At 66.6% G+C, this 10,849-nt stretch carries 6 protein-coding genes and 1 pseudogene; 4 read left to right on the forward strand and 3 right to left on the reverse strand.

Annotated features, from left to right (window positions below):
- On the reverse strand, positions 1-1,178 hold a 1,178-nt coding region (locus tag QZY44_RS27885), incomplete at its 3' end, for an RtcB family protein (protein ID WP_295455782.1).
- A gap of 419 nt (positions 1,179-1,597) precedes the next feature.
- The gene (locus tag QZY44_RS27890; RefSeq protein ID WP_295455784.1) at positions 1,598-3,175 is read right to left on the reverse strand and encodes an RNA-binding protein; all 1,578 of its coding nucleotides are present in this window, start codon (positions 3,173-3,175) and stop codon (positions 1,598-1,600) included.
- Between the two features lie 522 nt (positions 3,176-3,697).
- On the opposite strand from QZY44_RS27890, the gene QZY44_RS27895 reads away from it, so the two are divergent.
- The 4 genes from QZY44_RS27895 to katG all read left to right on the forward strand — a co-directional run bounded on the left by QZY44_RS27895 (position 3,698) and on the right by katG (position 9,465).
- Positions 3,698-4,150, forward strand: a complete 453-nt coding sequence (locus tag QZY44_RS27895; protein WP_295455786.1) for a MerR family transcriptional regulator — start codon at positions 3,698-3,700, stop codon at positions 4,148-4,150.
- A 15-nt stretch (positions 4,151-4,165) separates the two neighbouring features.
- The gene (locus QZY44_RS27900) at positions 4,166-6,619 is read left to right on the forward strand and encodes a VIT domain-containing protein (RefSeq protein ID WP_295455788.1); all 2,454 of its coding nucleotides are present in this window, start codon (positions 4,166-4,168) and stop codon (positions 6,617-6,619) included.
- 21 nt (positions 6,620-6,640) lie between these two features.
- Entirely contained in the window at positions 6,641-7,189 is a 549-nt protein-coding gene (locus QZY44_RS27905; RefSeq protein ID WP_295455792.1) for a linear amide C-N hydrolase, read from the forward strand.
- Between the two features lie 65 nt (positions 7,190-7,254).
- On the forward strand, positions 7,255-9,465 hold the full coding sequence (katG, locus tag QZY44_RS27910; protein WP_295455790.1) for a catalase/peroxidase HPI: 2,211 nt from the start codon (positions 7,255-7,257) through the stop codon (positions 9,463-9,465).
- 1 nt (position 9,466) lies between these two features.
- Here the strand turns inward: katG and QZY44_RS27915 are convergent.
- A pseudogene (locus tag QZY44_RS27915) lies at positions 9,467-10,587 on the reverse strand (Fic family protein).
- Positions 10,588-10,849 lie beyond the last annotated feature (262 nt).

Genomic DNA, 10,849 nt, shown 5'->3' on the forward strand with positions numbered 1-10,849 from the left:
ACCTGCTTGAGGGTATGCACCACCTCCACCAGGTCCGCCTGGTTGGCCATGACCTGGTCGATGTCCTTGTAGGCGCCCGGGATCTCGTCGAGCACGCCCTTGTCCTTGCGGCAGATGACCCCCGCGGTCTGGGCTGCCAGGTCTTCGACGGTGAACTGGTGCTCGGCCGCGGTGCGGCTCATGCGCCGGCCGGCCCCGTGGGCGCAGGAGCAAAAGCTTTCCGGGTTACCCCGGCCGCGCACGATGTAGCTGCGCGCCCCCATACTGCCGGGAATGATCCCCAGGTCACCCTCGCGCGCCCGGATGGCCCCCTTGCGGGTGACCCAGACGTTCTTTCCAAAATGATGCTCCCGGTCCACATAGTTGTGGTGGCAGTTGACCACGGCCATGGTCGCCTGGAAGGGCGGCAGGTGCCGGGCCAGGGCCGCCAGGACCAGTTGCATCATCTGGTCACGGTTCTCTCGCGCGTAGGACTGAGCCCAGGACACCGCCTCCACATAGTCGTCGAAGTGCTCGCTCCCTTCGGGGAAGTAGGCCAGGTCCCGATCCGGCAACTGGATGAACCAGCGCTCCATGTCCCGCCGGGCCAGTTCGATGAAGTAGTGGCCGATGGCGTTGCCGATGCCCCGGCTCCCGGAGTGCAGCATCACCCACACCTGATCCGCCTCGTCCAGGCAGACCTCAATGAAGTGGTTACCGCCGCCCAGGGTCCCCATCTGGTTAACCCAGTTGGAGAATCGCCCGAAGGCCTTGAGCAGTTGCGGGTGCTTCCCGGTCATGGCGGCGAGCTGGGCGTCGAAGGGCCGAGCGACCTCGGTCAAGGCGCGCTCGTCCTTGTGTTGGTTGCGGCCGACCGGCACGTCCCGGCTGATCTGGTCGAAGAGCTTTTTCAGGGACTTCTCGTCGATGTCGTTGGCGCGCAGCGACAGGCGCACCGCCGCCATACCGCAGCCGATATCCACCCCCACCGCGGCCGGGATGATGGCCTGGTGGGTGGCGATGACGCTGCCGATCGTGGCGCCGATGCCGCCGTGCACGTCCGGCATGGCCGCCACGTGGTGGTGGATGAAGGACAGCTTGGACAGGTTCACCAACTGCGCCCGCGCGCCGGGGTCCAACTCGTCGGTCCAGACCTTGACGGGCTTCTCGCCCTCGGTGATCACTTGCTTGATGGGCATGGTTGCCTCCTGGCCCGACCAGTGCGCCGGGACCTGCGAAAAAGGTGGCAGCGACAAGGGTGTCGACGTTTGGGCACGAGGCCCCCATTGCTCTACCGACTGAGCTACACCGCCTGCGCGGTGGCGGGAATCGAACCCGCGACCCATGGATTATGAGTAACGCCGACGGCATTCGCTGCCGAAACCGAACAAAAAAGGCGACGACAAGGTGGCCGACAGTTCCTTTTCCCAGCCCGTCAAGCAGGCCGGTAACCCGGGGCGATCCCCCGGTGCGAGTTCCCAACCGCTATTGCCATGTACTGCCGAACCGCATTCGTCGCGAAACCGTTGCCCCACGAGCGGGACAAGGGAATGTCGAGAGACGATATGTTTTCAAGACATGTACTCCCGACTGCATTCCCGCCCGCGGGGCGAACCCCTTACACCTCCACCGCTTCAATAGCGGCCACCCAATGCTCGCCGTCGTGCTCGCCCCGAGCGAAGCGTCCCAGCACCTCGAACACCGCATCCGAAAAGCCGCCGATGTTGAGGATGTCCGCACGGCTCAACGCCTGGCTGCTGGCATAGGGCTGCAGGTCCAGGCACACCAGCCGCGCGGCCGGATTCCGTACCCGGAACGCCTCCCACTGGCGCAGGGTCTCGGTCGCTCCGGCATGGCGGTGGTCCATCCAGGACGCGTTGTCCGAGCAATAGAGGACCAGATCGCCGCGGGCCTGCCGTGCGTTGAGCCAGGCCAGCGGCTGGCTGGTATTGGTCCCCCCGCCGCCGGTCCGCGCCAGAACCGCCGCATTGGTGGTCACGCTGTCCCGCGGGTTGAGCGCCAGCGGCCGAACCTGGTCATCGAAGGCGATCAGCTGCGCCGACGGGTTGTGCCGCAGGATGGCCGAGGCAATCAGCGCCGCGGCGTCCCGGCAGGTCACCTGACTGCTCGCGCCCTGGCGGGCACCCGTGACCGGCGCCCCCATGGACCCGGACACATCGGGCAGCACATAGACCTTGCCCGCCAGCACCGGCACGTTTTCCAAGGCGATCTCCATCGCATCCTGCAGGGCCTCGCGCAACTCGACCGGTACGCGCTCATCCAACGCCCGCCAGGTGGCGAGCAACTGGAAGGGGAACACCCGGGCACGGCGGATGGTCTCGCGATCGCGCAACCGGGCCGCCAGGTCCGACACCAGGCCGTCGGTTCCCCTCTCCCCGAACACGCCATGCCGTGCATAGGCATTGAGATTCATCCGCAGCGTCTGCCAGGGCGCCCGGCGTGCGATCTCGATCCAGTGTGCCGGCGTGAGCGGCAGGGCGGTCAGCAACTGGAAGTTCACTGCCGGCAGCGGTGCCTGCTGATCGCCCGCGGCCAATGCCGCCTTGAACGCCTCGTAGGTGCGCACCTGCTCGGGCAGTTGTTCGGCCGCGACGGTCCGCCCCAGTAGCCAGCCATAGACGGCCTCACGCTCGGGATTCACCGGCCGCGGATGGACCATCTTGATGATGTCCGCCAGGGACGGCGACTGGCCTACTGCGTCGTTCATGAGCTGCGCGACGGCCCTATCGTCCAACCACCGTTGCACCATCCGCTTGGGCGCCGAGCCCAGGGACTTGCGGCCCAGGACACCGGAACGCAGGACCTGCACGAAGTTACGCAGCATCCGACCGTTGTCGACCACCTGCTCGAAGGCGCGGCGTGCCAGATCCGGCGAACTCAGGGTGAGCATGGCCACCAGGACCGCCGGGGTGTCCTTCATGTACCCGTGCCGGCGGGCGAAGACTGCGGTTTTCGCCACATAGAGCGGGTCCACCTGACGCGCACAGTCGAGCAGCGCACCAAGCTGCGCTTGGGCGTTGGCGTAGAAGGCGTTGCCCAGGGTGCCGGTCATGACCAGTTGCGCCAGGGCGGCCTTGGGCGGCAAGGCATAGGCCAAGCCTCCGGCCTCATTGACGGTATCGGCGCCCGGCAGCAGACGGCCCCGGCTGGATGCGAAAAGTTGCTTGTTCGCCATTGCTCCCTCCCTTTGGTGACGGGCACGGCTTGTCCGTGCCTGGACGGCGGGGGGAGTCATTGACCGGAAAGGTGGTACCGGTTCTCTTGCTGCCCCGCCAGATCGGCTGACGGGGTTGCCGGTCAGACGATCAGATGGTTTTGGACGTCGTAAAGCCTGGGCGGTTATTGCGCCGCGACTTGGCCGACTGTAGGTCGTATGGGCGGTTGTCCGCCATGACTGCGCTGCATGGGTCCTGAGCTATTCCGTTCGTCCAGGCAGCACAGCACCCACCGCCAAGGCAGGCGGCTGATAGTGTGACGGTGCAATGGTCAGGACGTTGAATGCTCACAGTACCCTAGACGATTAACTGACGAAGCCGGGCGAGTTGCCCGGCAAGGACGCGGAATTTACGCCCAACATCCATCGGCTGCAATAGACGTCAAGCGCGACGCGACGCAGTCTTAGAGTGTCGGCGGTTTCCGACCATGGAAAAGATTAAAGCACTTGTTTCGCGCCAGTGCAAGTGTTTCAATGTCGCCCATGACAGACCTACCAGTCTCTGAACCCAACTACCCCCTGTCCGAGCTCTGCGTCCTCGCTGATCTGTCCGCGCGCACCGTGCGCTATTACATCCAGATCGGTCTGGTGGATCGGCCCCAGGGGGGGACCCGCGCGGCCCGGTACGGCCCCCGCCATCTGGAGCAACTGCTCCAGATCAAGAAATGGACCGCGGCGGGGGTGTCACTGGAGCGTATCCGTGCGCTGCTGCAGGGAGAACCACCGCCCGTGCCGCCACGGCATCAGGCGCTGGGATCGGTGACGGTCTGTAGTCACCTGAAAGTCGCCGCGGGGGTGGAGGTGGTGATCGACCCGGGGCGGGCGGGGCTCACGCCCGAGCAGGTGCGGTCCTTCGTGCAGGGCGTGATGGCGGCCTTCGCCGCGGTGACCGTTGAGTCACCCGCAGACGGCGCCGCGAAACAAGAACAACAGTAAGGTAGGGGCGAGACGATGGAACAGGATGCGAGTGCGCGGTTGGAGAGTCGGGATGGTCGGCCGGCGATGCTGGAGGGCCTGGTCGCCACCGGCGATCTACGGGGGCTGTTGCTGGACATGTCTGTGGAACAGCGCTTCCGCAATACCGCCAAGACGAACATGGAGGTGGTCTATCGCTTCCCGCTCCCCTGGGGTGCCGTGCTGCTGGGTGTGGACGTCATCCTCAATGGGCAACACCTGACCGGTTCGGTGGTCGAGAAGCGCCAGGCCGAGGCCCGCTATGAGGAGGCCCTGAGCCAGGGGCAGTCGGCCATCATGCTGGAGCGTAACCACGACGGCAGCTACAGCCTGAACCTGGGCAACCTGCTGGCGGGCGAGGTCTGCCAGATCACCGTGCGCTACGCCCAGGTGCTTGCATTCGAGCAGGGCGGCCTGCGTCTCTCAATCCCCACCGTGATCGCCCCGCGTTACGGGGACCCGGTGCGCGATGGTGGGTTGCAGCCCCACCAAGTCAGCGAGTTCAACCTCCTGGCGGTCTATCCCTTCGCGATTCGCCTGCGCCTGCACGGTGACTTGGCGCGGGCGCGGGTCGCCTCACCGAGCCACCCCATTGCCGTGGGTCGCGAGGATGGCGTCGGTGCGGATGTGCTGGGCGTGTCGCTGGCCCGGCAGGGCGCCCTGGACCGGGATTTCGTGTTGGTGATCGATCAACTGGCGCAGCAGTCCATGGCCGTCATGGCGCGGGACCCGGTTGCGGACCCCAGTGGGGACCACGTTGTGGTGCTGGCGAGCTTCCTGCCGCAGATGCCGGTTCAGACCCAGGGTCAGGCGCTCAAGATCCTGGTGGACTGCTCCGGGTCCATGGCGGGCGACAGCATCGCCGCCGCGCGGCGGGCCTTGCAGGCCGTCCTGCTCCAGTTGGGGCCGACGGACCGGTTCTCGCTGTCGCGCTTCGGCAGCACGGTCAAGCATCGCTCCCGGGGGCTGTGGTTGCTGACCGAGGTGAGCCGATTGGCGGCCCAGCGGTGGGTCGGGGCACTGGAGGCGGACCTGGGGGGCACCGAGATGGAAAGCGCCCTGGTGTCGACCTGCGCCCTGGCGCATGGCGGCGAGAGCGATCTGTTGCTGGTCACCGATGGGGAGATCGAGGCGATCGACCGGCTCATCGAGACCGCCGGGGAGACCGGTCACCGGGTCTTCGTGGTGGGGATCGGGGCCAGCCCGGCGGAAGGTCATCTGCGCCGCCTGGCGACGGCGACTGGCGGGGCCTGCGACTTCGTCGCCCCGGGCGAGGCGGTGGAACCCGCCGTGCTGCGCATGTTCGCCCGGCTGCGGTCACCGCGGCTGACGGGGCTGCGTCTGGTCTGGCCGGAGGACCAGAGACCCCTGTGGGTCTCGCCACTGGCGACTGCCATCTTCGACGGCGACACGGTCAACTGCTTCGCGGGCTTTGCGCGCGCGCCGGCCGGCACGGTCCGCTGGCTGGGGGCATCGCCGGGTGCGACGCAGGCGGCGGAGATTGCGTGCGCGGTACTCGACCCGGCTCAGGTCGAGGCGGGCGATGCCCTGGCGCGGATGGCCGCCATGGATCGGCTCCAATCCCTGTCGGCAGCAGACTCGGTCGACCTGGCCGTGGGGTACCAGTTGGTCACGGACCGGACCAACTTTCTGCTGGTCCATGTCCGGGTCGAAGGGGAGACGCCGACGCAGATGCCGGAACTCCACCAGGTGGCCCAGATGGTCCCGGCGGGTTGGGGGGGGATGGGGTCGGTCGTTAGCCCGGGCGTTGGGTACTCTGCGGGTCGTTTGAATGACCTGGACTATCTGGATATACCGGCCTTCCTGCGCCGCCAGGCCGACGACGATGCACCCATTGTTGCCGAGGCCCCGCCCGAGGCCCCACCAAGCGACGACCTGGGCTCGCCCGCCGCCGCGGCCCCTGCTCTCATGGCGGCGGGGGGCATAGGGTTGGACTATCTGGAGATTCCAGAGTCCTCGCCCTTGCCAGTCGATTTGGCCGGCGCAGCGTCATTGAGCGTCCGTCGCCCCGTGGACGAGGGTCCGCTCGTGACGCCGCTCGCCCTCTCGAACTGGTTACGCAAAACACCCCACGCCCAGTGGCCGAGAACCTATCGTGAGCTACAAGCCATCGGCCTCGGTGCCGAGGTTCTGGACTGGTTGGAGCTGGTCGTAGCCTTTAGTGACCCCAAACGCTGGGAGGAAGAAACGGTGGTGACCACCTTCCTCCACTGCCTGTCCAGTGACGAATTCCACACCCTGCTAGCCCGGCGCGGTCTCGCCGACGCCGCGCGGGCGATCGTCCAGGGACTGCAAGGGGCTCTAATGGGCCAGTCTGAGGTCAAGACCGGCGGTCAGGTAGACCCCACCCTGGCCGCACGCATTCTCACCGCCCTGCAGGGGGTCACTGCCGACCACTGGCCGGAGAGTGTTTTCAGCCTGACCACTTGAGTCGCCGATCTCAACGGCAAGCTGCACATTGATGACAACCCCATCGGCGTCCTCACCAATTCCCCACCCTTCGACTGGCACCAGACCAACCTGCGTAACCATATCGACTTGACGAACATCAACGTCGATGCGCTCAAGCTGGGGTCGGTGGAGGTCAAGCCGCTCGGCCAGGGCACCGGGCTCCTGGGGCTGCCGGGGGACTACACACCACCGAGCCGTTTTGTGAAGACCACCGCGCTTGCCTTTGCGTCAACCCCCGTGGCGACGGCGGCCGAGGGGGCGAACCTGGCCTTCCATATCCTGAACGCGGTCGACATTCCACTCGGCGTGGTGGCGCAGAAGACCCCGTCCAAGACCGGAGGCGGTCCAACGATGGACTATGACCTGACCGAGTGGGCGACGGTCTATGATCTGAAGAACCACGTCGCCTACTTTCGGACCTACGGTGACCTGACGGTCCGCAAGGTCGAACTGAACAAGGTCGATTTCGGCGGCAAGGTAATCCAACACATCCCCATGCCGACGACCATGCAGGCCCAGGACGTGACGCCGACGTCGCTGATGCGTTGATTGAACGGTGCCCGACATCCAGACCGTCGCGGCCAATCCATTGAATACTGTCACAGGAGACAACCATGTCAACCCAATCGCAGTGCCCATTCTCAAGCAGCGCAAGAGTGCAGACCATGGCCAGCGGTGGCCGGGGCAACCGGGACTGGTGGCCCAATCAGCTCAACCTGGCGATCCTGCATCAGCATTCCACGCTGTCCAACCGGCCGGGCGCGACCTTCAACTACGCCGAGGCGTTCAAGAGTCTCGACCTGGACGCCGTGATCCGGGACCTGCGGGCACTGATGACGGACTCGCAGGACTGGTGGCCCGCGGACTACGGCCACTATGGCCCGCTGTTCATCCGCATGGCCTGGCATGCCGCGGGCACCTATCGCATCGCCGACGGCCGCGGCGGCGCCGGCACCGGCGCGCAACGCTTCGCACCGCTGAACAGTTGGCCGGATAACGGCAACCTCGACAAGGCGCGCCGGCTGCTGTGGCCGATCAAGCAGAAGTACGGCCGGAAGCTCTCGTGGGCAGACCTCTTGATCCTCACCGGCACCGTCGCGCTGGAGTCGATGGGGCTCAAGACCTTCGGCTTCGCCGGGGGCCGCGCGGACATCTGGGAGCCCGAGCCAGACATCAACTGGGGGCCGGAGACTACCTGGCTGGGCGACGAGCGCTACAGTGGCGACCGTGAACTCGCCAACCCGCTGGGCGCCGTGCAGATGGGCCTGATCTACGTGAACCCCGAAGGCCCGAACGGCCACCCGGACCCACTGGGTTCGGCGCGGGACATCCGCGAGACCTTCGCCCGCATGGCCATGAACGACGAGGAGACGGTGGCGCTCGCCGCCGGCGGCCACACCTTCGGCAAGTGCCACGGCGCCGGTGACCCGGCAACCTACGTCGGCCGCGAGCCGGAGGGCGCCGACATCGAGGAGCAGGGCCTGGGCTGGAAGAACAGCCTGGGCTCTGGCCGGGGTGACGACACCATCACCAGCGGCATTGAGGGCGCCTGGACCAATCACCCGACCCAGTGGGACAACGGCTATTTCGAGAACCTGTTCGGCTATGAATGGGAGCTGACCAAGAGCCCGGCCGGCGCCCACCAGTGGACACCCAAGGGTGGCGCCGGTGCCGGCACCGTGCCCGACGCACATGATCCCAGCAAACGCCACGCCCCCATCATGACCACGGCCGACATGGCCATCCGCATGGACCCGGCCTACGAGAAGATCGCGCGCCGCTTCATGCAGCACCCGCAGGAGTTCGCCGACGCCTTCGCCCGCGCCTGGTTCAAGCTGACGCACCGTGACATGGGCCCGCGCGCCCGCTACCTCGGCCCACTGGTGCCGCAGGAAGAACTGATCTGGCAGGACCCGATCCCCGCCCTCGACCACGCACTGGTGGATGCGCAGGACTGCGCCGCACTGAAGGCCCAGGTGATGGCTTCCGGCCTGTCTATTTCGACGCTGGTCAGCACCGCCTGGGCCTCGGCCGCGACCTTCCGCGGCAGCGACAAGCGCGGCGGCGCCAATGGCGCGCGCATCCGCCTGGCGCCGCAGAAGGACTGGGCCGTCAACCAGCCGTTGGAACTGGCCAAGACCCTCGCGATCCTGGAAGCCATCCAGCAGGCGTTCAACGGCGCCCAAAGTGGAGACCGGCCCGGGGGGAAGAAGGTCTCGCTGGCCGACCTGATCGTCCTGGCGGGCGGCGCGGCCGTCGAAGCCGCGGCAAAGAAGGCCGGCTTTGAGGTGCAGGTGCCCTTCTCCCCGGGCCGCATGGACGCCACACAGGCGCAGACCGATGTGGCGTCGTTGGCCGTGCTCGAGCCGCAGGCCGACGGCTTCCGTAACTACACCCGCGCGGGGCTGGAGGGGGCAGCGGCCGAACTGCTGGTCGACAAGGCGCAACTGCTGACCCTGACCGCACCCGAGATGACGGTACTCATCGGCGGCCTGCGCGTGCTGAACGCCAATTTTGACCGCTCTGCGCACGGCGTCTTCACCCACAGACCCGAGACCCTGACCAATGACTTCTTCGTGAATCTGCTCGACATGAACACACAGTGGCAGAGGTCCACGACGGTTGAAGGCGTGCTGGAAGGGCACGATCGCAAGACCGGGGCGCTGCGATGGACGGGCACCATCGCCGATCTCGTCTTCGGCTCGAACTCGCAGCTGCGCGCGCTGGCGGAGGTCTATGCGAGCAACGACGCGCCGCAGACCTTCGTGCGGGACTTCGTGGCCGCCTGGACCAAGGTGATGAACCTGGATCGCTTCGACCTGTAAATCACCAGAGGATCTCATACCCGCTGCTGCGCCCCCCCTTATCGGTGGGGCGCAGACAACCCTTCTCCACCAGATCAGCCAGCTCCCGGTAAGCGGTTGCGCGGCTGGTCTTGGTCAGACCGAGATACTTGCGGGTGTTCATACCGCCCGCGAATCCGGCCGGGCCAGCGTCCAACAGACGGTTGAGCACTTTACGCTGACGCTCATTGAGGATGGTGGCGTGGTGTCGGAGCCAGAATCGCGCCTTGGCGAGGGTGTCGGCCACCGTCTGCTCGGCGGCGGTCGCGGCCGCCTCGACCTGCATCAGGAACCAGGCGAGCCAGTCGGGACTTCCACTCCGGCACGCTGGGTGCGCTCCAGGATGTCATAGTAGGCATCGCGTTCCCGCAGGACCTGTGCGGAGAGGCTGAAAAACCGCATCGGCTGGCCTTCATCCTGGGAGAGCGCCATGTCCGTGATGGCGCGGGCCAGCCGGCCGTTGCCGTCCTCGAAGGGATGCAGCGTGACGAACCAGAGGTGAGCGAGCCCGGCGCGTACTAAGCCATCAAGGTCAGTGGGTGGTGCGTTGAACCAGGCCAGGAAACGCTCGACCTCCGCGTCCAGTCCCGCGCGGGGTGGTGCAACGAAGTGGACCTTTTCGCGGCCGTGACCGCCCGAGACGACCTGCATCGGTTCGTCGCCGCGCAGGCTGCCGACCTGGATGGCGTGCAGACCGGAGTAGCCCGTTGGACACAAGGCGGCCTGCCAACCGAGCAGGCGCCCGACGGTCAAAGTCGCGTCATGGTGCCTAGTCGCATCCAGCAGCACATCGATCAACCCATCCACGCCACGCGGCGGCGTCGGCAGCCCGACGGTCGGCAGTCCCAGTCGGCGGGCCACCGAGGAGCGCACTGTGTCCAGATCGAGCCGCTCGCCCTCGATGGCACTGGTGGTCAGACCATCCTCCACCAGGATGGCGGCCATCGCCTCCAGGGTGAGATTGACGTCGAGCAGTCGGGCCGCCCCCAGGACCTTGCCCTGGGCCAGCCGGGCGCGGGCGAGCAGTGGCGACAGACGGGCCTCGTCCCAGCGCAAGCGGGGCCAGTCGGGTTGCTGCCAGATCCAAAGGTGAGGCGTTTGCACGAATCAATCGCTCCAATAAATGAAGCGATTGTGGGGCGAAATCGCCTCATGGGCAAGGCGCGCGACGACCTGGGACGGCCCCCCAGCCGATCACAGCAGGTCCCGGTTCTTCTCCCGCACCCGCTGGTAAAACTCCTCCATCACCGCGACGAATGAACTGTCACGCTCCCACAAAGCGGGGAAATCGCCGGCCTTGCGCACCAGAATGGCCGGCACGGCCGCCGGGATCGCCGGTTCGATCTCGCTCGGCAGGCGCTGCTTG

The organism is uncultured Thiodictyon sp., from assembly GCA_903837595.1.
GTDB lineage: Bacteria > Pseudomonadota > Gammaproteobacteria > Chromatiales > Chromatiaceae > Thiodictyon.

Coding starts and splice junctions, on each gene's coding strand:
- QZY44_RS27895 (WP_295455786.1), top strand. CDS start 3,698: ATGACAGACCTACCAGTCTCTGAACCCAACTACCCCCTGTCCGAGCTC.
- QZY44_RS27900 (WP_295455788.1), top strand. CDS start 4,166: ATGGAACAGGATGCGAGTGCGCGGTTGGAGAGTCGGGATGGTCGGCCG.
- QZY44_RS27890 (WP_295455784.1), bottom strand. CDS start 3,175: ATGGCGAACAAGCAACTTTTCGCATCCAGCCGGGGCCGTCTGCTGCCG.
- katG (WP_295455790.1), top strand. CDS start 7,255: ATGTCAACCCAATCGCAGTGCCCATTCTCAAGCAGCGCAAGAGTGCAG.